This window comes from Streptococcus mitis, assembly GCF_003942695.1.
Taxonomy (GTDB): domain Bacteria; phylum Bacillota; class Bacilli; order Lactobacillales; family Streptococcaceae; genus Streptococcus; species Streptococcus mitis_BD.
This window is the reverse complement of record NZ_RJNU01000005.1, coordinates 37,309-58,313: the sequence shown is the minus strand read 5'-3', so window position 1 is coordinate 58,313 and position 21,005 is coordinate 37,309. Positions and strand designations below refer to the sequence as shown.

General features: G+C 42.1%; 24 protein-coding genes, 1 tRNA gene and 1 other RNA gene. 8 read left to right on the top strand and 18 right to left on the bottom strand.

What is annotated here, in order from left to right; all coding sequences use genetic code 11:
* Positions 1-67 precede the first annotated feature (67 nt).
* Genes D8852_RS05150 through D8852_RS05140 form a run of 3 tightly spaced genes read right to left on the bottom strand, consistent with a single transcriptional unit; the run spans position 68 to position 3,665 of the window.
* A complete protein-coding gene (locus tag D8852_RS05150; protein WP_125425230.1) occupies positions 68-2,020 on the bottom strand; it encodes a PTS fructose transporter subunit IIABC in 1,953 nt (650 codons plus the stop codon).
* Complete coding sequence (pfkB, locus tag D8852_RS05145; protein ID WP_125425229.1) at positions 2,017-2,928, bottom strand: 1-phosphofructokinase; 912 nt, start codon at positions 2,926-2,928, stop codon at positions 2,017-2,019. The genes D8852_RS05150 and pfkB overlap by 4 nt, the downstream gene beginning before the upstream one ends.
* Entirely contained in the window at positions 2,925-3,665 is a 741-nt protein-coding gene (locus D8852_RS05140) for a DeoR/GlpR family DNA-binding transcription regulator (protein WP_042767735.1), read from the bottom strand. Before D8852_RS05140 ends, pfkB begins: the two co-directional genes overlap by 4 nt.
* Before the next feature lie 161 nt (positions 3,666-3,826).
* Between D8852_RS05140 and D8852_RS05135 the strand changes: the two genes are divergently transcribed.
* Positions 3,827-3,914: transfer RNA gene (locus D8852_RS05135), tRNA-Ser, on the top strand.
* 222 nt (positions 3,915-4,136) lie between these two features.
* Here D8852_RS05135 and ssrA read toward each other — a convergent pair.
* The 4 genes from ssrA to D8852_RS05115 form a co-directional block, all read right to left on the bottom strand.
* Positions 4,137-4,484, bottom strand: a transfer-messenger RNA (tmRNA) gene (ssrA, locus tag D8852_RS05130).
* Between the two features lie 58 nt (positions 4,485-4,542).
* Positions 4,543-5,178: an SGNH/GDSL hydrolase family protein gene (locus D8852_RS05125; RefSeq protein WP_084946267.1), complete on the bottom strand. Its 636-nt coding sequence runs from the start codon at positions 5,176-5,178 to the stop codon at positions 4,543-4,545.
* A gap of 1 nt (position 5,179) precedes the next feature.
* Positions 5,180-6,007 carry an HAD family hydrolase gene (locus D8852_RS05120; RefSeq protein WP_125425228.1) on the bottom strand — a complete coding sequence of 276 codons (828 nt, stop codon included), beginning with the start codon at positions 6,005-6,007 and terminating at the stop codon, positions 5,180-5,182.
* Between the two features lie 21 nt (positions 6,008-6,028).
* Positions 6,029-7,351, bottom strand: a complete 1,323-nt coding sequence (locus D8852_RS05115; RefSeq protein ID WP_125425227.1) for a CapA family protein — start codon at positions 7,349-7,351, stop codon at positions 6,029-6,031.
* A gap of 154 nt (positions 7,352-7,505) precedes the next feature.
* Between D8852_RS05115 and def the strand changes: the two genes are divergently transcribed.
* Both def and rlmB read left to right on the top strand, forming a co-directional pair.
* Complete coding sequence (gene def / locus D8852_RS05110; RefSeq protein WP_084946269.1) at positions 7,506-8,117, top strand: peptide deformylase; 612 nt, start codon at positions 7,506-7,508, stop codon at positions 8,115-8,117.
* A 44-nt stretch (positions 8,118-8,161) separates the two neighbouring features.
* Positions 8,162-8,890, top strand: a complete 729-nt coding sequence (gene rlmB / locus D8852_RS05105; RefSeq protein WP_125425226.1) for a 23S rRNA (guanosine(2251)-2'-O)-methyltransferase RlmB — start codon at positions 8,162-8,164, stop codon at positions 8,888-8,890.
* Positions 8,891-8,926: 36 nt separating this feature from the next.
* Here the strand turns inward: rlmB and trxB are convergent, their stop codons facing one another.
* The 7 genes from trxB to D8852_RS05070 all read right to left on the bottom strand — a co-directional run bounded on the left by trxB (position 8,927) and on the right by D8852_RS05070 (position 13,281).
* A complete protein-coding gene (trxB, locus tag D8852_RS05100) occupies positions 8,927-9,838 on the bottom strand; it encodes a thioredoxin-disulfide reductase (protein WP_125425225.1) in 912 nt (303 codons plus the stop codon).
* A 65-nt stretch (positions 9,839-9,903) separates the two neighbouring features.
* The gene (locus D8852_RS05095; RefSeq protein ID WP_000926602.1) at positions 9,904-10,128 is read right to left on the bottom strand and encodes a DUF4059 family protein; all 225 of its coding nucleotides are present in this window, start codon (positions 10,126-10,128) and stop codon (positions 9,904-9,906) included.
* A 77-nt stretch (positions 10,129-10,205) separates the two neighbouring features.
* Entirely contained in the window at positions 10,206-10,949 is a 744-nt protein-coding gene (locus tag D8852_RS05090) for an amino acid ABC transporter ATP-binding protein (RefSeq protein ID WP_038805010.1), read from the bottom strand.
* Positions 10,949-11,749, bottom strand: coding sequence for an amino acid ABC transporter permease (locus D8852_RS05085; protein ID WP_000219159.1), 801 nt, complete (start codon positions 11,747-11,749; stop codon positions 10,949-10,951). The genes D8852_RS05090 and D8852_RS05085 overlap by 1 nt, the downstream gene beginning before the upstream one ends.
* A 156-nt stretch (positions 11,750-11,905) precedes the next feature.
* On the bottom strand, positions 11,906-12,262 hold the full coding sequence (locus tag D8852_RS05080) for an arsenate reductase family protein (protein ID WP_125425224.1): 357 nt from the start codon (positions 12,260-12,262) through the stop codon (positions 11,906-11,908).
* Positions 12,263-12,274: 12 nt separating this feature from the next.
* A complete protein-coding gene (locus D8852_RS05075; RefSeq protein ID WP_125425223.1) occupies positions 12,275-12,790 on the bottom strand; it encodes a methylated-DNA--[protein]-cysteine S-methyltransferase in 516 nt (171 codons plus the stop codon).
* Positions 12,787-13,281 carry a GNAT family N-acetyltransferase gene (locus tag D8852_RS05070; protein ID WP_125425222.1) on the bottom strand — a complete coding sequence of 165 codons (495 nt, stop codon included), beginning with the start codon at positions 13,279-13,281 and terminating at the stop codon, positions 12,787-12,789. The genes D8852_RS05075 and D8852_RS05070 overlap by 4 nt, the downstream gene beginning before the upstream one ends.
* 134 nt (positions 13,282-13,415) lie before the next feature.
* Here D8852_RS05070 and D8852_RS05065 point away from each other — a divergent pair, with 134 nt between their 5' ends.
* Together D8852_RS05065 and trhA are read left to right on the top strand one after the other, a co-directional pair.
* Entirely contained in the window at positions 13,416-13,862 is a 447-nt protein-coding gene (locus D8852_RS05065) for a DUF1836 domain-containing protein (protein ID WP_125425221.1), read from the top strand.
* On the top strand, positions 13,859-14,506 hold the full coding sequence (trhA, locus tag D8852_RS05060; RefSeq protein WP_001097972.1) for a PAQR family membrane homeostasis protein TrhA: 648 nt from the start codon (positions 13,859-13,861) through the stop codon (positions 14,504-14,506). The genes D8852_RS05065 and trhA overlap by 4 nt, the downstream gene beginning before the upstream one ends.
* Positions 14,507-14,525: 19 nt before the next feature.
* Here trhA and pdxT read toward each other — a convergent pair whose 3' ends face one another.
* From pdxT to nox, 3 genes are all read right to left on the bottom strand, one after another.
* Positions 14,526-15,107, bottom strand: a complete 582-nt coding sequence (pdxT, locus tag D8852_RS05055; protein WP_061416487.1) for a pyridoxal 5'-phosphate synthase glutaminase subunit PdxT — start codon at positions 15,105-15,107, stop codon at positions 14,526-14,528.
* Positions 15,108-15,983 carry a pyridoxal 5'-phosphate synthase lyase subunit PdxS gene (pdxS, locus tag D8852_RS05050; protein ID WP_125425220.1) on the bottom strand — a complete coding sequence of 292 codons (876 nt, stop codon included), beginning with the start codon at positions 15,981-15,983 and terminating at the stop codon, positions 15,108-15,110.
* A gap of 149 nt (positions 15,984-16,132) precedes the next feature.
* Positions 16,133-17,512: a H2O-forming NADH oxidase gene (gene nox, locus D8852_RS05045; RefSeq protein ID WP_061453802.1), complete on the bottom strand. Its 1,380-nt coding sequence runs from the start codon at positions 17,510-17,512 to the stop codon at positions 16,133-16,135.
* Between the two features lie 310 nt (positions 17,513-17,822).
* On the opposite strand from nox, the gene D8852_RS05040 reads away from it, so the two are divergent.
* Genes D8852_RS05040 through D8852_RS05030 form a run of 3 tightly spaced genes read left to right on the top strand, consistent with a single transcriptional unit; the run spans position 17,823 to position 20,638 of the window.
* A complete protein-coding gene (locus tag D8852_RS05040) occupies positions 17,823-18,752 on the top strand; it encodes an FAD:protein FMN transferase (RefSeq protein ID WP_125425219.1) in 930 nt (309 codons plus the stop codon).
* An 18-nt stretch (positions 18,753-18,770) separates the two neighbouring features.
* Entirely contained in the window at positions 18,771-19,376 is a 606-nt protein-coding gene (locus D8852_RS05035) for an NADPH-dependent FMN reductase (RefSeq protein WP_000915929.1), read from the top strand.
* Between the two features lie 17 nt (positions 19,377-19,393).
* Positions 19,394-20,638 (top strand): NAD(P)H-dependent oxidoreductase, encoded by a 1,245-nt coding sequence (locus D8852_RS05030; RefSeq protein ID WP_125425218.1) that lies wholly within the window; start codon positions 19,394-19,396, stop codon positions 20,636-20,638.
* Positions 20,639-20,720: 82 nt separating this feature from the next.
* On the opposite strand, the gene D8852_RS05025 is transcribed toward D8852_RS05030, so the two are convergent.
* Positions 20,721-20,978: a DUF896 family protein gene (locus tag D8852_RS05025; RefSeq protein WP_000371300.1), complete on the bottom strand. Its 258-nt coding sequence runs from the start codon at positions 20,976-20,978 to the stop codon at positions 20,721-20,723.
* Positions 20,979-21,005: the final 27 nt, after the last annotated feature.

The window sequence follows — 21,005 nt, the reverse complement described above, 5'->3', positions numbered from 1 at the left end:
ACAGCCATTTCGAAAAGAGAAAAAGATTGCACCAATCGGTACAATCTTTTCATTTTATATCTAATTTTTATGCTTGGGGTTTACGTAAGTAACCATAAACCACACCACTTACGATTGCTCCTACCAAGACTGAAGCAAGGTAAAGAAGGGCATTTGAAGTAAGAGCGATGACGAAGATTCCTCCGTGGGGCGCCATGAGTTTGATACCTGCAAGACCAACGAGTCCGCCTGTAACTGCAGAACCAAGGATGAAGCTTGGGATCGCACGAGCCGGGTCTGCTGCACCAAATGGAATTGCTCCCTCGGTGATAAATGACAAGCCCATGATGATGTTGGTCAAACCAGAGTTGCGTTCTTCCTTGGTAAATTTATCTTTGAAAAGAAGAGTTGCGACAAAGATTGCAAGTGGAGGCACCATTCCTCCAGCCATAACTGCTGCCATGGCTACAGAACCACCTGAGGAAACAGTCGCTGCAAGCGTACCTGTACCAAAGACATAGGCTGCTTTATTGACAGGTCCACCCATGTCAACAGCCATCATTCCACCAAGAACGATACCGAGAAGGACAGCTGAGCCTCCTCCAAGACCGCCAAGGAAATCATTCATAGCAGTGTTGATTGCTGCCATCGGGATGTTAACAGCCAACATAACAAATCCTGTCAAGATTGTTCCAAAAAGTGGTAAGAGAAGGATTGATTTAGCACCTTCAAGTGAACGAGGAACTTTAACGTATTTCTTGATAGCAAGAACCAAGGCACCTGCGATAAATCCACCAACAAGGGCACCTAGGAAACCAGATGAGACACCTGCAAGAGTTGAAGTTGCTTCACCACCTGCGGCATAAGGAATTTTACCAAAAGCAAAACCTTCTTTTGCAATAGCACCAGCCACAAAACCTGCTACCAAACCTGGTTTTTCAGCGATAGAGTAGGCAACATATCCTGCAAAGACTGGAAGCATCAAGCCAAAGGCAGCCCCACCGATTTTCATGAACATAGAAGCTAGTTCATGGTAGGATCCGAGATTGCCAAGACTATCCTGTGGCACACCAAAAGCTCCGTCGATTAAGAAGGCGAGGGCAATCATGATACCACCACCGATAACGAATGGCAACATTTGAGATACACCACTCATCAAGTGTTTGTAGAAGGCACCACCAAGGCTTTGTTTTTCATTAGATGCCGTTGCAGCTTTTGCTCCATTAGCAGCACGATAAACTTCAGCATCTCCTGAAAGAGCCAAGTTGATCAACTCTTCCGTCTTACGGATACCGTCTGCAACTGGACGATTAACCAATGGTTTGCCGTCGAAACGATCCATCTCAACAGCCTTGTCTGCTGCGATGATAACTGCTTTAGCCTTACGGATGTCCTCTGATGTTAGTTGGTTCCCAACACCGCTGGCACCGTTGGTTTCGACCTTGATCCCAACACCCATTTCGGCGGCTACTTTTTGAAGGGCTTCTTGGGCCATGTAAGTGTGGGCAATACCTGTCGTACAAGCTGTAACAGCTACGATAAAGTCACCAGATTCATTGGCAGGTGCTTGAACAGGTTTCTCAGCTTTTTCTGAAGCTTGGTCAAAGAGTTCGATGACTTGGTCAGCTGATGTTACTTGGCGAAGTTTGTCAGCAAAACCGTCTTTCATCAAGTATTGAGATAATTCTGCCAAGGCAGCCAAGTGAGTATCATTTGCACCTTCTGGAGCAGCAATCATGAAGAAGAGGTCTGTTGGTTGCCCATCCAAACTCTCATAGTCAACACCCTTGTTTGACTTAGCAAAGAGAACCGTTGCTTCTTTTACAGCAGAGTTCTTGCTGTGGGGCATAGCAATTCCGTCACCCAAACCAGTGGAAGTTAGAGCTTCACGCGCTAAGATTCCTTCTTTAAAGGTTTCAAAATCCGTCACATAACCGTGATCTACCAAGCTATGAATCATTTCTTCGATAGCTGCTGTTTTTTCAGTCGCCTGCAAATCCAGCAACATGACATCTTTTCTCAATAGGTCTTGAATTTTCATCGTTTTTCTACCTCAACTTTTTCATATGTTTCTTTAATAAATTCTGCTGTTGCCAAGTCATCCGAGAAGGTGGTTGCTGTTCCACAAGCCACTCCCCATTTGAAGGCTTCTACCGCATCCTTGGATTTGACAAATTCACCTGTAAATCCAGCAACCATAGAGTCACCAGCTCCCACTGAATTTTTCACTGTTCCCTTGATTGGTTTAGCGAAGTAAGCTCCCTCAGATGTGACAAGAAGTGCACCGTCTCCAGCCATAGAGATGATAACGTTTTGAGCACCTTTAGCCAACAATTCTCGAGCATAGTTCTCGATTTCATCTAAACTTTCGAGTTTCACTCCAAAGATAGCTCCAAGCTCGTGATTGTTTGGTTTAACCAATAGTGGCTGGTAGTCTAAACTATCAATCAAGGTCTGTCCTTCAAAGTCACAAACGACTTGCGCACCAGTCTGGCGTGTCAATGCAATCAAATCTTTGTAGATGACATTTCCTAGGTTTTTAACACTCGAACCTGCAAACACAACCGTATCATCTGCTGTCAGACTAGACAAAATAGCTTTCAATTCTTCTAGATGAGCTGGTTCCACATTTGGACCCGTTCCATTGATTTCTGTTTCTTGGTCTGCTTTAATCTTGACATTGATGCGAGTATCTTCTGCTACTTGAACAAAACGTGTCTCGATTTCCTCTTCTGCCAAAGTATCTGTGATAAATTTACCAGTAAAGCCTCCGATAAATCCAGTCGCTGTATTTGGAATACCCAAGCGTTTCAAAACACGACTGACATTGATTCCTTTTCCACCAGCAAACTTATCATCACTGTCCATACGATTGACACTACCAACTTGGACTTGGTCCAAGCGAACGATATAGTCAATGGATGGATTGAGTGTGACTGTATAAATCATACCTCTATTACCTCCGTTTTCTCCTTAATAGCCTGCAAGAGCTCATGCCCTTGACTTGTGATAACAATAGCTCGTTTAAGTGGTGCTACCTTGGCAAAGCAAGTTTGTCCAATTTTGGACGAATCAACTAAGACATAGGTTTGTTTGGCATTCTCCAAAATAGCACGTTTCACAGCTCCCTCCTCCATATCTGGAGTCGTATAATAACCATCGTCGACACCATTCATCCCGATAAAGGCACGGTCAAAGTGCAATTGATTGATTTGATTAAGAGCAACTCCACCGATACAAGCATCTGTTGCCATCTTGACACTTCCTCCAACCATGACAGTTGGAATCTGTTTTTCAACCAACTGAACCGCATGGTGAATGGAGTTGGTCACAACCGTGATATTCTTATTAACCAATTCCTTGATCAAAAAAGCAGTTGTTGTGCCAGCATCAATAAAGATAACATCTTGTTCCTTAATAAGAGAGGCTGCTTTCTGAGCCAGTAGTTTCTTCTCTTGAAGGTTTTTGACAGATTTTTCTTGGATGGTCTCTTCTTCCTGCAAGGAGTGGGGTAATTCTGCTCCACCATGCACACGGCGAAGCTTGTTTTCCGCCTCCAACTCATCCAAATCTCTTCGTACCGTTGATTCTGATGTTTCTAATAGACTAACCAATTTTTCCAGGGAAACTACATGATGTTGATTTAACTCCTCTAAAATCAGTTGCTTCCGCTCAGTTTTTAACACCAAATCACCTCCTGTTATCGTTTACACTATTCATTCTAGCACATTTTCTAGCAAAGTCAAGCATTATTTGTCATTTTCTTTCAAATTCTATCATTTTTCTCAATTCCAACATTTTTATTGCAAGATAAGTGGCTTTATGGTAGACTATTTGAGTAAGTATTGGAAGATTACTCAAGAGGCTTAAGAGGCCGTGTTGGAAACGCGGTAGGCGTGTAACAGCGTGCGTGGGTTCGAATCCCATGTCTTCCGTAGAAAAACCAAAACGATTTCTAGGATACGACATCTGTTGTATCCTTTTTTGTATTCTTTTTTTAAAAACAGTGTTCAGAAGATTTTTACCAACTGCAAAGAAAGGACTGTTTTTGAGTCTGCCTTTTCCGCAAAAGAATACCAAGGAATACCAAAGACAAAAATAAAAAACGTTGATTTAACAACGTTTTACCAAGGAATGCGCAAAAGAATGCAAAGAAATAATGGAGCCGGTGGGAGTCGAACCCACGTCCAAACACCTGCCAACATATTTGTCTACAACCATAGGTTATGTATTGTTTTAACAGTCCCTCGACACATAACTCAAGCCTAGGAACTGCGAGTCTATTAATCTCTTATCAAACCACTAGACAAGGCTTGATCGTATCTCGCTAATCATAAGACCTGTCATTGAACACGAGCAATCCAAATCGGGTCACGCCTGCTGGTTTTTAGGCAGCTAGAGCGTAAGAAGTGTTATTTTTTGCAGTTATATTTAACTGAGCGTTTACGTCGCCACACGGGTTGCAAAATATGCCTCATAATGCCTGTCGAATCCGTAACGACCCCAAAAGGATAGAACTATTATAACCTATCTTCATAAAAAATGCAAAATCAAGCCACCTCTTTAGAAAAGATACTCTTTTAAGGCTTCCGATAAGGCTTGATAACCCGCTACACTTAGATGGAGGCCATCTGTTGTATAGTCTTTTTTGAGTTGTCCTTCTGTATCTATCAAACTGTCATAAACAGGCACAAAATCTACCTGCATATAGGCGGATGTTAGAGCCTCATAGGCTTGATTCCATTCTCTAATCTTTTCATTGGTTCGGATATAAACGGTCTGCTTGTATTTTTCTCCCTCATTGACTGGCAAAATGGAAAGGAGCTTTATCTGTGACAGCGGATAATTTCGGGCAATTGATTGGATAACTCGCTCAAGATTATCCAAGGCTTCATTCATGGGGACATCTTTTCCGATATCATTTGTCCCAATTAAGAGAACAATTTGATCCACAGCACCACCATAAAGATGGGCATCCAAATTCTCTAGTAACAGTTTCGTCTGGTAGCCTCGGATGCCACGATTGACAATCGTCTTAGCAGTCCCGAGTAACTCTTGCAGAGGGTAATACTCCACAATTGAATCTCCGATAAAGATGATATCTGGCTCTATAACAGAAACTTGATTCAATTCACGATACTTGATTTGAATCTTTTCTTGCTCCTTTAAGAGCCAATTCTCTAATAACTGTACTGCCACCTTATCCCTCTTTCTCTAACCAATTCTCTAGGACCTGATAAACGCCCCCCTGACTGTTCGCTGGAGCTAGGTCAGTTGCAACTGCCTTGGCTTCATCATCTGCATTTTCCATAGCATAGGCAATCCCAGCCAGTTCTAACATTTCGACATCGTTTTCACTATCACCAAAAGCCATGATTTGTTCCGATTGCAAATTCCAGCGCTTGAGTAATTCTTCCAATCCCCAGGCCTTGTGAACACCAGCCTGTAGGATATCGATACAACCATAACCGCTAGAAACAGCTCTTATATGACCATTAAAGAGGTCATTGATTTCCTGCAAAACGGAACTAGAGCGTTCCTCTCCAACGACCATACTCATCTTTAGCACTCCACCAAAGAGGTCTGATTGAAAATCTTCTACAAAATTCATTCGTTGATAAAGTCTTTCAATCATCTCTGGAGTCATAAATTTATCAAGTTCTGTAAAAACAGTTCCTTCCTTGACAAAACCACCATTCATACCAGTTACGACGAACTGATCTCGACACTCTCTCCCCTTAAAATGAACGAGAGCCTTGTCAACCATAGCATCATCCCAGGTCTGAGCTTGAATCAGTTTATTGTTTTCAAAAATACGAGCACCATTGGCAACGACTAGGACAACTCTACTCGCCAAGTGTCCCAATAGTTCTCTCATACGATGGATTTCATTCCCCGTCGCAATAACAAAACGGATATCCCTTTGATCCAGCTGATCTAAAATCTTTTCCAAGCGGGGCAGATCCAGCTGGCCTCTCGGATCCAGCAAAGTCCCATCCATATCTGTCGCAATAATCTTAATCGTCATTTTACTTCCTCTGGATTCAAGCTAGTCCCACTTCAACCCTACATGTTCATTCATTTCTTTATAGGCCGTGTCAATTCGTTCCTTGGTCGCCTCATCCAACTTGTCACGGTGACTGCCCCCCTCGATGAAGTCCTCTAGGATATAGGTCTGATAGAGGAAGAGCGGATAGCCTTCTGGAGAGTAAGTTCCTTTCGGTGTCCGATTGACCCAAGTAGGATGCGCTTTGGCAGTTTCAATCCTTGTCTTGCCATCTTTTTTCTTAATGGTCACATCCATAAGAACACCGCGCTCCGTCCACTTGGCATTTTCCTCGTCTTGCATGGTTTCAATGCGTTGGTTTGAGAGGAAATTTCCCATGGAGTAGATGATCAGTTTTTTATCACCATCTTTTTCAACCGTTTCAGCAGGTTCAACGACGTGAGGATGCCCTCCAAAGATAATATCGGCTCCCCAGTCAATCATCTTGTGGTACAGTGTTTTTTGTTCTTCCGTTGGTTCTAGCTGGTACTCAATTCCCATCTGAGGCATGATGACAGTAATATCCGCTTCCTTCTCTGCACGCTCGATTTCTGCCTTCATCTTATCTTCATTCAGTTCAGAAAGATAGCGATTATAATCCTCTTGAGAGATATACTGCTCAATTCCATTAAAACCGTAAGAATAGGCCAGGAGAGCTACCTTGATACCATTTACTTCCTTGATGACTAGTGGAGCTTGGTCACGGGATTCATGTGTGTAGACTCCGATAGGTGTCATTCCAGCCTTTTCAATAGCCTGAGCCGTTGAAACAACTCCCTCAATTTGAGAATCCAAGATGTGATTGTGAGCCAAGTCTAGAACTTGGTAGCCTGCATCTTTGATAGCATCCATGACTTCCCCTGGTGCATTAAAGAGAGGATAACCTGCCAAGTAGTGATCTTTGTTCACCGTTCCTTCAAAGTCACCAATCACCAAATCAGCTTGTTTGAGCCAGGGTTTTACATACTCAAAATTTTCATGGAAATCATAGGTTCCATCTTCTTTAAGAGCTGTTCGGTAGATGGGGATATGATAAAGAAGGTCACCATTTGCCATGATACGCGCCGTCGTTTCACCAGATTCATTTTCCTTGGACTGACTAGACGTCCGAGCAGAATCAACTGTTTGACCACTCGGACTTGTTCCCTTGTTACCTTGTACTGCTCGAACTAATAAATTCCCCCCCATGGATAAGGCAACTGCAAGCAATAACACAATAATAAACTGGGCATTTGTCCAAGATTTATAATTCCGAAAGAAATCAACACAAGTCTTCCACACCTCATAAAGAGAACCATGAGACCGTCTATCTTGCCGCTTTTCCATCTTTATCCCCCCTTGCTTTTACTGCAAGTCTTTTCTTTTATTATACCACAGACAAAAGGGGAATACCGTTTATTATATTATTTTTTAGGAACTTCTGTGACTTTCTTTCTCGCCTATTTTGTGTTATCATGTAGAGGTAATGAAAGGAGAGAAAATGTCTGCTATAGAACGTATTACAAAAGCTGCTCATTTAATTGATATGAACGATATTATCCGCGAGGGGAATCCAACTCTACGCGCAGTTGCTGAGGAGGTCACTTTCCCACTGTCTGACCAGGAAATCATCCTTGGTGAAAAAATGATGCAATTCCTCAAACATTCTCAGGATCCTGTTATGGCTGAGAAAATGGGGCTCCGCGGTGGTGTTGGACTTGCTGCTCCCCAGCTGGATATCTCAAAACGCATAATTGCCGTCTTGGTCCCAAATATTGTAGAAGAAGGTGAAACTCCACAGGAAGCCTACGATTTACAAGCCATTATGTACAATCCAAAAATCGTATCCCACTCTGTTCAGGACGCTGCTCTTGGCGAAGGAGAAGGTTGCCTATCTGTTGACCGTAACGTGCCAGGCTATGTTGTCCGCCATGCCCGTGTCACTGTTGATTACTTTGACAAGGACGGGGAAAAGCACCGTATCAAGCTCAAAGGCTACAACTCCATCGTTGTCCAACATGAAATTGATCATCTAAACGGAATCATGTTTTATGATCGTATCAATGAAAAAGATCCCTTTGCCGTTAAAGAAGGACTCCTCATCCTCGAATAAAGAAAATCCCGTTGCAAGACGGGGTTTTGTGTTATAATAGAGGCATGAAAACAAATGATATTGTCTATGGCGTCCACGCCGTTACAGAAGCCCTCCTTGCAAACACTGGAAATAAACTTTACCTCCAAGAAGATCTCAGAGGCAAGAATGTTGAGAAAGTCAAGGAACTGTCTGCTGAGAAAAAAGTCTCCATCTCTTGGACTTCAAAAAAATCCCTCTCTGAAATGACCGAAGGCGCTGTCCACCAAGGTTTTGTTCTACGAGTGTCCGAATTTGCCTATAGCGAGCTGGATCACATCCTTGCCAAAACACGACAAGAAGAAAATCCACTTCTATTGATTCTGGATGGTCTAACTGACCCTCACAACTTAGGTTCTATCTTAAGGACTGCTGATGCGACCAATGTTTCAGGTGTCATCATTCCCAAGCACCGTGCTGTCGGAGTGACTCCTGTCGTTGCCAAAACGGCCACAGGTGCTATTGAACATGTACCGATTGCCCGAGTGACCAACCTCAGTCAAACCCTTGATAAACTCAAAGATGAAGGTTTCTGGACCTTTGGAACGGATATGAACGGCACTCCTTGCCACAAGTGGAATACAAAAGGGAAAATCGCCCTCATCATCGGAAATGAAGGAAAGGGCATCTCTAGCAACATCAAAAAACAGGTTGATGAAATGATTACCATTCCGATGAATGGACATGTTCAAAGCCTCAATGCCAGCGTTGCTGCAGCCATTCTCATGTACGAAGTTTTTCGAAACCGACTATAAAAAAGTTTCCAATCACTTGATTGGAAACTTTTTTGCTTAACTATGTTCTGTAATAAATTTATAGGCTTCTTGACCAGCGATAGCCCCATCTCCAACTGCTGTTGTTACTTGGCGAAGATCTTTTTGGCGAACATCCCCAACCGCAAAGATACCGTCAACAGCAGTTTTCATGTGATTGTCTGTCACAATCCAGCCTGCCTGGTCTTGAATATTCAATTCTTTAACAAAATCGCTAACAGGATCCAAACCAACATAGATAAAGACACCACCAAAGGCTTGCTCTGTTACCTTACCCGTTTTCACATTTTCAAATACGACAGATTCTACTCGGTTTTCACCTTTGATTTCCTTGACGACAGAATCCCAGATAAAGTTGACTTTCTCATTTGCAAAAGCACGGTCTTGCAAAACCTTTTGAGCACGAAGTTCATCCCGACGGTGAACAATGGTAACAGTCTTGGCAAAGCGAGTCAAGAAGAGAGCTTCTTCTACCGCTGAATCTCCACCACCAACTACAAGCAAGTCTTGGTCACGGAAGAAAGCTCCATCACAGACTGCACAGTAAGAAACACCACGACTGTTCAGTTCTTCTTCTCCGGGAACACCCAAGAGACGGTGTTTTGACCCAGTTGCCACGATGACAGTACGGGTTTCGTAAACTTGATCATCAGTGATCACCTTCTTATAGTCAGCACAGTCTTCAATCTTTTCGACAAATCCATAAAGGTGCTCTACTCCAAGGTTTTCAAGAGGTTCAAACATCTTTTCAGCTAATTCTGGTCCACTGATGTTGGCATAACCTGGATAGTTTTCAATGTCAGATGTGTTATTCATTTGCCCGCCTGGCAGACCACCTTCTATCAAAGCCACTTTCAGATTGCTTCGAGCAGCATATAAGGCAGCGGTCATTCCCGCAGGTCCAGCACCGACAATAATCGTATCGTACATTTCGATTCCTTCTTTCTTGTTGTAACTATCTTTATTCTAACTGTTTAAAGTTTATTTAGCAAGCATTATGCTCTGAAAACTAAAATGAGACTCATGACGGCAAAGGATAATACTGGAATAACTAAAACCCCAATCATGATCATATCATAGAGATGGGCTTGACGGGCCTTGGCTGTCTTGTCCACGCCAGACATAGCTCGCAATCCAATCCAAATCCCTAAAAAAATCACGACGAGAATGGTCGTTAAGATCAAACTCTCGAAATATAAAGAAAACAGTTGCAGCAGCATGATCTCTCTCGTTTCTATCTTTTTTAAAGAGTAAACTCAGCTAGTCCAACTAACTGAGTTTTCCTTTTACTATTATATCAAATATAAGTCCGTTTGTAACTAGCGAAGAATTCTTTTGTCCGTTCTTCTTTCGGATGATTGATGATTTCATCCGGTGTACCAGACTCGATGATTTTCCCCTTATCTAGGAACAAAATCTTATCTGCCACTTGGGCTACAAAAGACATATCGTGACTAACTAAAATCATGGTCTGACCTGACTTTGCAGCGTCTGCAATAGACTTTTCTACTTCACCGACCAACTCTGGGTCAAGGGCTGAAGTGGGCTCGTCCAAGAGCAAGACATCTGGTTTCATAGCAAGCGCACGCGCAAGGGCAACCCGTTGCTTCTGTCCACCTGATAAGTGGCGAGGGTAATGGTTTTCACGGTCAGAAAGACCAACCTTGGCCAACTCTTCCTTAGCGATTTTTGTTGCTTCCTCGTCCGATAATTTCTTAACGACAACCAAACCTTCCTTGACATTGTCAAGAGCAGTTCGGCGTTCAAACAAATTAAACTGTTGGAAAACCATGGACAACTTGCGACGAAGGGTTAGGATCTCTTCTTGGCTAATCTGAGAAAAATCAACTTTAAAATTATCAATCTGAATCGTTCCACTATCTGGAGTTTCAAGGTAGTTCAAACTACGAAGAAAGGTTGATTTCCCAGCTCCAGATGAACCAATCAAAGCCACTACTTCTCCCTTTTGAATATCCAGGTCCAGATGATCCAAGACAGTTTGTCCTGAAAAGGATTTGCTTAAATTCGAAATCTTAATCATTAACGAAGGTCCCCTTTCACATCTGTAGATACTGCATCCGGCGCTGAGATAGCCATTTTTCTCTCGATGAAACGGCCGAGACTTTCAATTCCGATATTGACTACCCAATAAACAAGAGCAACGGAGATGAAACGTTCAAAATAGCGATAATCGGCTCCACCCAAAATTTGAGCCTGGGCAAAGACTTCTACAACACCTGCACTAAAAGCTAGAGAAGTTCCCTTGGTCAAACCGATAAGGGAGTTAATCAAAGTCGGCGTCGCTACCACCGCCGCATTTGGAATAATCACACGACGATAAACTTGCGCACGAGTCATACCCAAACTACGCGCTGCCTCAATTTCACCTGGATTAACAGAAAGGATGGCTGCACGAATCGTTTCACTTGCATAAGCCGCCTCATTAAAAGCAAAGGCCACAATCGCAAAAAGCGCTGCTGGAATCGCATTGATATTGAAACCAGTTCCCCATTGTTGGTTGATAGCTTTCAGTGCCAAAGGAATTCCGTAGTAGGTCAACATAAGTTGGACTAGGATTGGGGTACCTTTTAAGAAGCTGACGAAAAAGGCCTGCAAGGGATATAGAATCTTAACACGATTGATCTTAACAATGGCAAAAATCAAGGCAAGTAGCAAACCAAAGAGTGCACCTCCGAGCGTCAACATCAAGGTTGTAGGCAGTTGTTGGACAATTCTTGGAATTCCATCAAAGACCGAACGCAAACTAAAGAGTTTACCATCCGGAATGAGTTGCATCAAACTTTGGTACCAATCTGATGCTAAAAATGTTGTAACAGTCATAAAAACATCCTCTCCTGATAATGATTCATTCTACCATACTTCTGCTCGCAAGCAAATTATTTGCTACGGGCTGCTCAGACTTTGTCTATCTTCTAGTTTATCACACTTTAAAACAGGGAGGCTATATATTTTACCTATCAAGGAGATAAATAAAAACTATCTCAAACCTAAGTTGTCATAGGTTTTTCTATAGCCGATTTGTTTAACAGCACCATTCTCCACCAAAATTGGACGTTTCAATAACATGCCATCACTCGCTAGAAGCTTGGCTGCTTCTTGTTTTGACAAACTTCCCACCTTATCTTTCAAGCCCAGTTCACGGTATTTGATCCCGCTAGTATTGAAAAATTGTTTCACTTCAAAACCAGAAGTTTCCAACCAGTTCAAAATCACGTCTTCACTTGGGGTTTCTTCTACGATGTGGATATTTTGGTATTCCAGTCCAAGTTTATCCAATTCATTTTTTGCTTTCTTACAAGTTGAACATTTTGGATATTCGATAAATTCTAACATCTTCTTTTCTTTCTATTTTTTATTTTCTTGAAATACTACACCTTCATGTTGCAAGAGCCAGGCTTTCTTTTCGACTCCCGATGCATAGCCTGTCAGACGATTGCCTGACCCCAGCACACGATGACAGGGTACAAGGATGGACCAAGGATTACGTCCCACTGCTCCGCCAATCGCTTGGGCAGAAGCCACTTGCAGGTCTTGAGCTATTTGTCCGTAAGTTACTGTTTGACCATAAGGAATGGCCTGTAAGTAAGCCCAGACCCGCTTTTCAAAATCTGTTCCAATAGGAGCCAAAGGTAAGTCAGATAGATCCTGAACACTGCCTTCGAAATAGGTATCTAAATAGGAAATAACTTGCTCTAATACAGGATGGCTACCAACTTCTTCTATCGTTTCATCCCCTAATCCCCTCTCAAAATGCTTCTGGTCCTGTACCCAAATTCCATACAGATATTGCTCGTCAGCAACTAAGGATAAGGTCCCAATTGGCGACGGGTAGAGCATTTTTGCGTACTTTTTCTGCTTCATTTTTTTAATTTCTGATAGGCCAAACGTTCCCCGTCAACTGGAACCTTACCGACCTGCTGGAATCCTAGCTTTTCAAAAATATGCTGCATGGCCTTGTTTTCTGCATGCGTATCTGAACGAAAATCTAGATAATCAAAACCTTCAATCAAGCCTTCTAGGAAAGTCTGAGCAACACCTTGTCCTTGGACATCTGCTGCCACAGCGATACGGTGAAAGATCAGATATTCTGATTCTCCACCCTGCCAATTTCCTTCATAAATGGCTTCATAGGCTTCCTCTGGGCTCTTGGCCACAGCAGCATAGGCTAACAGCTCTCCCTCTTCTAAGGCCACATAGGCTTGACCAGAGATGATATCATCAATAATGATGTCGGCATTTGGATAGCCATTTTGCCACTGGTCGCTACCTGACTCAGCTAAGCACTTTTTAGCATCCTCCATCACCTGCATAATCGCATCTACTTCGTTTGGAAAAGCTAAACGAATCTCCATCTTTTCCCCTCATTTCTAACTATTTTCTCTCATCATAGCATAATTTAAAGCTTTCTACAAGCAGTTGAAACTTGACTTTTATTTTTTATTATTTTATAATCTAGTTATCGAAACTAGATATAAAGGAGTTGGAAATGAATTCTAACTTTTCCTACCCAAAATGGGAAGACATTCCAAACATTGACCTCTATCTGGATCAGGTTTTACTCTATGTCAATCAAGTCTGTGCCCCTATCTCTCCAGATAAGGACAAGGGGCTAACAGCATCCATGGTCAATAACTATGTCAAACATGGTTACCTGACAAAGCCAGACAAGAAAAAATACCAACGCAAACAGATTGCCCGTTTGATTGCCATCACCACTCTCAAGTCTGTCTTTTCGATCCAAGAAATCGCTCAGACCCTCAATACTCTGCAAACTCAAGCGAGCTCAGACCAGCTCTACGACGCTTTTGTAGACTACATGAACCATGGGATTGATCCAGAAAATCCTATTATCCAAACCAGCTGTCAAACGGTTAAACTCTATCATCAAACTCTAAACTTAATCCTTAGCAAAGAAGAGGAGGAAATCCAATGAATACCAGTCTAAAGCTCAGTAAAAAACTCAGTTTTGGAGAGGAAATTGCTAATAGCGTGACCCATGCTGTGGGTGCCGTTATCATGCTCATCCTACTCCCCATTTCATCCACCTATAGTTATGAAGCACATGGATTTTTATCATCTTTTGGTGTTTCTATCTTTGTTATCAGTCTATTTCTCATGTTCCTCTCGTCAACCATTTACCACTCTATGGCTTATGGTTCGACCCACAAATACGTCTTGCGAATCATCGACCATTCTATGATTTATGTGGCTATCGCAGGCTCTTATACGCCAGTCGTATTGACTTTGATGAATAACTGGTTTGGCTATCTGATCATTGCCATTCAGTGGGGAACGACCATCTTTGGCATCCTCTATAAAATATTTGCTAAAAAGGTCAATGAAAAATTCAGCCTTGCTCTTTACCTGATTATGGGCTGGTTGGTTCTAGCTATCATTCCTGCCATTATTAGTCAAACAACACCAATTTTCTGGAGTCTTATGGTAACTGGTGGGCTCTGTTACACAGTTGGAGCTGGATTTTACGCTAAGAAAAAACCTTATTTCCACATGATTTGGCATCTCTTTATCCTAGCTGCGTCTGCACTCCAATATATCGCGATTGTTTATTACATGTAAAAAAGTTGAGAATCTTTTCTCAACTTTTTTCTTTACACATATTGATAAAATACTGGTGCAAGCGAGCATCATCTGTCAATTCTGGATGGAAAGAGGTTACCAGCATATTCTGTTCTTGAGCTGCAACGATTTGATCATCAACTGTTGCTAGAATTTCTACACCCTCTCCAACACTGCTGATAATAGGACCACGGATAAAAGTCATGGGAATCTGACCGACTCCCTTACATTCTGCCTCTGTATAGAAGCTTCCTAGTTGGCGTCCATAAGCATTACGCTCTACTACTATATCCATAGTCGCTAGATGACTTTCTTCCTGAGAAGTAATTTTCTTAGCCAGCAAGATTAAGCCCGCACAAGTTCCAAAGACTGGTAAGCCATTGAGAATAGCTTCTCTTAGAGGAAGCAGCATGTCCTGGTCTCGCAAGAGCTTGCCCATGGTTGTAGACTCACCGCCAGGCAAAATCAAACCAGACAAGTCACTCTGATGTTGTTGAAAATCATCTAAATTTCTGATTTCGACACTAGTGACTCCTAATTTATCTAGCACTTTTGCATGTTCTGCAAAGGCTCCTTGCAAGGCCAATATTCCGATTTTCATCTATTTTCCTCGCTCTGCCATAAGAATTTGGATTTCATTCTCATTGATACCAACCATGGCTTCCCCTAGATCTTCAGAGATTTGAGCCAAAATTTGAGGATTTTGGTAGTTGGTCACCGCTTTGACAATGGCACTTGCTCGTTTAACAGGATCTCCTGACTTGAAAATACCTGAACCGACAAAGACGCCCTCTGCCCCCAATTGCATCATCAGAGCAGCATCTGCTGGTGTTGCCACACCTCCGGCTGCAAAGTTGACAACTGGCAATCTTCCATGTTCATGGACGTATTGAACCAATTCAACAGGGACTTGCAAGTCCTTAGCAGCTACGTAGAGCTCATCTTCACGTAGATTTTGAATACGACGAATTTCCTGATTCATCATGCGCATATGACGAACGGCTTGAACGATATCTCCTGTACCCGGTTCTCCTTTTGTCCGAATCATGGAAGCGCCCTCAGCAATACGACGTAAGGCTTCTCCCAAGTCCTTAGCTCCACAGACAAAAGGAACTTGGAATTCCTTCTTATCCACATGGAAACGGTCGTCAGCTGGAGAAAGCACTTCACTTTCATCGATATAGTCGATCTCAATGGCCTCTAAAATCTGAGCTTCTACAAAATGCCCGATTCTAACCTTGGCCATCACTGGAATGCTCACCGCTTCTTGGATTTCTTTAATCATCTTTGGGTCACTCATACGGGAAACACCGCCAGCTGCACGAATATCAGCTGGAATCCGCTCTAAGGCCATAACAGCAGCCGCGCCAGCAGCCTCTGCAATACGGGCCTGTTCAGGATTTTGTACATCCATGATAACACCGCCCTTGAGCATCTGCGCCAAGTTTTTATTTAGTTCATAACGATTTTCAGTCATTTCTTTTTCCTCTTTACTTGTATTGGTAGCTACCATTCCATTTTAAGCCAGAAAAGAATGAACCTCAAGATAAAAAAATCATAATTGTATGGGTACAAAATGATTAAAAAACTATCTGACCTTAACTTAAGGCCAGATAGCTCATTTTTTTATTTTTCAGCTGTAAGTGCAGCCATTGTGATGTAGTTGTATGGTTTATTGAAGTGTGGCAAGAAGAATAGGTCTGTTAAGGCCAATTTATCAATTGTCACATGCTCTTGGATAGCAAGTGAGAACATGTGGATTCCCATACTGATAGCAGAATCACGTGATACCATTTGAGCACCAAGAATTTCACGGCTGTCTTTGTCAAAGACAATCTTGATAGCAACTTCGTGGTTGTCATGTTTGATAAATTCAGGTTTTTGAAGATCGTTAAAGCCAGTTTCAGTTGCGTTATAACCAGCAGCTTTTGCTTTCTCAAGAGTCAAACCAGTTGAAACCATGTGAAGTCCGTAAATTGAGATACCGTTTGATCCTTGCACACCGATTCCTTCAAGTTCATGTCCACAAGCATTGTAAGCACCAACGATACCAGTACGAACAGCATTTGAAGCAAGCGCGATGTAGCTAGTGTCTTTACGAGCGTTGTCATAAACAGTTGCACAGTCACCAACAGCGTATACACCTGGAATAGATGTTTCTTGTTTCTTATCTACAAGAAAGGCACCGTTGCGGAAGAGTTCAATCTTACCATCAGCAAGGGCCGTGTTCGGACGGAAACCAACTGCAAGAACCACCATATCCACATCAAATGTTTCTTTGTCTGTTACCAGGCGTTCAACTTTACCATCACCTTGGATTGCTTTTACTGTTTGACCTAGTGCCAAGCGGATGTTATGATCTTCCAAGTTCTTCGCCATCATTTGAGTGAAGTCTTTGTCATAGTAACCATTTAAGACAGTGTCTACGATATCTACTAGAACCACTTCTTTTCCAAGACGCTCGAAGGCTTCAGCAAGTTCTACACCGATGTAACCACCACCAACAACGGCAATGCGCTCAAGGTGTTTGCTCTTGTCTTCAAGTTTCTCAATAACTTCTTCAGCGTTTTGGTACAACTTAACAAATTGGACATTTTCAAGTGTTGCTTTGAATTCGCGGTTACCCTTAACAATTTCAACACCTTCGATTGGAGGCAAGATTGGAGTTGAACCAGTCGCAAAGATTAATTTGTCGTAAGATTCTTTGTGTTCTTGACCTTCAACTTCTGCAGTCACAACTTTATTATCGTAGTCAATTGAAAGAACTGGTGAGTTCATGTAAACTTTAGCACCTTTTGCTTCCAATTTTTCTTTATCAGAGTAGAAGAGACCTTCTGGGCCATCAATTTGTTCCCCGATCCAAAGCGCCATTCCACAACCAAGGAATGAAATATTTGAGTTTTGGTCAAATACAACGATTTCATTTTCATGTCCGAAGTTGTCCAACATAGTATTGATACATGCTGTACCAGCGTGGTTAGCACCAACTACAACGATTTTACTCATAGAAAAATTCCTACCTTTAATTTATGATTTACCTTTCTAGTATAACATTTACTGTTAGCGTTTACAAGGAATTTGCTTAGATTTCTCTTTTTTTCAGTAAAAAGAGCCTTATTATATTAATTGTTTTGAGTTCCTATCCCATATTTTATATTTTTTAAGCATATTTCTTGACTTTTTGTCAAAAATTATTTGTGAAAACGCTGACTTTATGTTATGCTAGAAACATGGAAAGAAAATGTAAGGGGTTAAATCATCATAGAATTTAACATAACTTAGAAGATTTCCTATGAAGTAGAAAGGAGTTGGTAGCTTGCCTCTTCGTTCACGTTCTGAACGGCTAATGGGAACAACTATCACCATTTCATTAGTAGATGAACAGGCCGATTGCCTGCTTCAAGGAGCCTTTGATTTGCTCAAAGAACTCGAGTACCGCTTCAACGCCAACAGTCAAGAATCCGAACTGATGGAAATCAATCATCGGGCTGGAATTGCACCTGTAAAGGTCCATCCTGACCTGTTTGAACTGATTGCTCTTGGATTAGAACACAGCCTAGCTCCATCTAGCCACCTCAATATCAGTATTGGTCCCTTGATTCAAACCTGGCGAATTGGCTTTTCAGATGCCCGACTCCCAGAGCTAAACGAAATCGAAGCTGTCTTGCCTCTAGTTGACCCACATTTTATCAAGTTAGATCCGACTAGCTCTACTGTCTTTTTAGAGAAGAAAGGGATGAAGCTTGATTTAGGTTGCTTAGCTAAAGGCTATAGTGCAGATAAGGTTGCTCAGTATTTAAAAGCACACGGAGTCACTTCTGCCTTGATCAATCTCGGAGGAAATATCCTCACCATCGGGAACAATCAAGCCAAAGAAGGGAAAGCCTGGCAAATCGGTATTCAAGATCCGCGAAATCCTCGTGGCAATCATCTCCTAACCATTCCTGCTTCTAACAAATCCGTTGTCACTTCAGGTATCTATGAACGCCACCTGACAGTAGATGGAAAAGACTATCACCATATCTTTGATAGTGAGACAGGATTCCCTGTCGAAACCGAACTCGCTAGCCTAACGATTATCTCTGATAAATCCGTTGATGGTGAGATTTGGACAACGCGCCTTTTCGGAGAACGAAGCGCTTCTATCCTCTGGCAAGTCGAAAGTTTAGATGGTATTGAAGCCATTCTCATCGACAAAGAGGGACGCATTGCATGTTCTTCAGGCCTTCAAAATTGTATTATGTAAAAAGAGAAAGGAAATCTCATGCTAAAACTTATTGCCATTGTTGGAACGAACTCTAAACGTTCTACAAACCGCCAATTGCTCCAATACATGCAAAAACACTTTGCTGATAAAGCTGAAATTGAACTCGTTGAAATCAAGGATATTCCTGTTTTCAACAAACCAGCGGATAAACTTCTTCCTGCTGAAATTCTTGAAATTGCTGCTAAAATCGAAGCATCTGATGGTGTCATTATCGGTACTCCTGAGTACGATCACTCTATCCCTGCAGTTTTGATGAGTGCTCTTGCTTGGCTATCTTATGGAATCTACCCACTTTTGAACAAACCAATCATGATCACTGGTGCTTCATATGGTACACTTGGTTCATCTCGTGCCCAATTGCAACTTCGTCAAATCTTGAACGCTCCTGAAATCAAGGCAAATGTTCTACCAGATGAATTCTTGCTCTCACACTCTCTTCAAGCATTTAACCCAAGTGGCGACTTGGTTGACCTTGATGTCATCAAGAAATTGGATGCCATCTTTGATGACTTCCGTATCTTTGTGAAAATTACTGAAAAATTGCGCAATGCACAAGAATTGCTTCGCAAAGATGCTGAAGAATTCGACTGGGAAAATTTGTAAGATAGGAGACCGAAAGAATGAAATTTGTTGGACTTGTTGGATCAAACTACGATCAATCATATAACCGCAAACTCTTGGAATTTATCCGCCGCAATTTCAAATTCAAATTTGAATTAGAAGTTCTTGAAATCGACGAAGTTCCAATGTTTAACCAAGACGAAAAATGGGATGAAAGTTTCCAATTGCGATTCTTGTATAACAAGATTACACGTGCTGATGGTGTCATTATCGCTACTCCTGAGCACAATCACACTATCTCAGCTTCTCTCAAATCTGTACTTGAATGGCTTTCATACGAAGTTCATCCATTTGAAAACAAACCTGTTATGATTGTGGGAGCATCATACTACGACCAAGGAACTTCACGTGCCCAAGTTCACCTTCGTAAGATCCTTGACGCTCCAGGTGTCAATGCCTACACGCTTCCAGGTAACGAATTCCTTCTTGGTAAAGCCAAGGAAGCTTTTGATAACAATGGAAACATCACCAACGAAGGAACTGTTAAATTCCTTGAAACTTGCTTAGATAACTTTGTTAAATATGTAGGAGTCGTTTCGAAATTGAAAAAACCAAAACCAATCGAACCAGAAGACTTGGATTGTGGAAGACCAATTGCTACAACCATTACAGAAGTTGACCCTGACGATCCAGAATGGGTAGAAAAAGTTGCAGCAATCACTGGTGCTGTTTCTGGTGATACCTATGTCAAATTGGACCACGGTATCCTTACAGTTAACCAAATCGATATGTTCTTGAAAGCTATGCCATTTGAATTGACATACGCTGACGATAACAACCAATTCCTCTACTACAACAACGCTCACCAAGATCCAGATACCATGTTTGCCAAACGTGTACCACCTCAATCAGGTAACCGTATGTCGACTGTTCATGGTTCTCTTCCGCCAGCACGCATGAAGAATGTAGAGTGGGTTATCGGAACACTTCGCAACGGAAACCAAGAATACGTTCGTACTATCGTTCCAGGTTCTCCTGCAGGTGTCATCAACACACACAACTACCAAGCAATGTACTATCCTGATGGATCATACGCTGGTATCAATGAAATCGTCTTTAACTTCCAACCATGGCTTGACTGGTACCTAAAAGAGACTGGTCAACGTTTGGTGGGTGGTAGCGGACCATTTGCTCCTGCAGCTGGAGGTCATGGAGACGCTGATGCTACTTCTGGCGCTTCTGATTCAGGTGATGCTGGAGGCCACGGTGGTGACGCTGACGCTACATCTGGCGCAAGCAACTAAGAGACCAAAAGGAGCCATTTGGCTCCTTCTTTTTTATTATAACAGAAAAGGGGAATGTAAATCATCTACACCCCCTTTCATTTTATGAGTTAGGATCATCTATACTACGGCCGTGCAAACCTTTTTCACGTTGTACTTGGCGTAGTTTTTCTGGTGTAACGTCATTTCCTTCCTCGTCCACAATTTTAATTCCTTCAATGTGGTGGCGAACAGAACGACGATAGCCTTCGATATACTCCTCACGAAGTTTAGCTTGTTCCACTTTTTCAGCAGAAGTTAAGCCTTCTGTTTTTTTCTTTTTAGCAAGCTCGTTAATACGATCAATTTTTTTAGGATCCATGTTACCCTCCTTTATGATAAGGTTTAA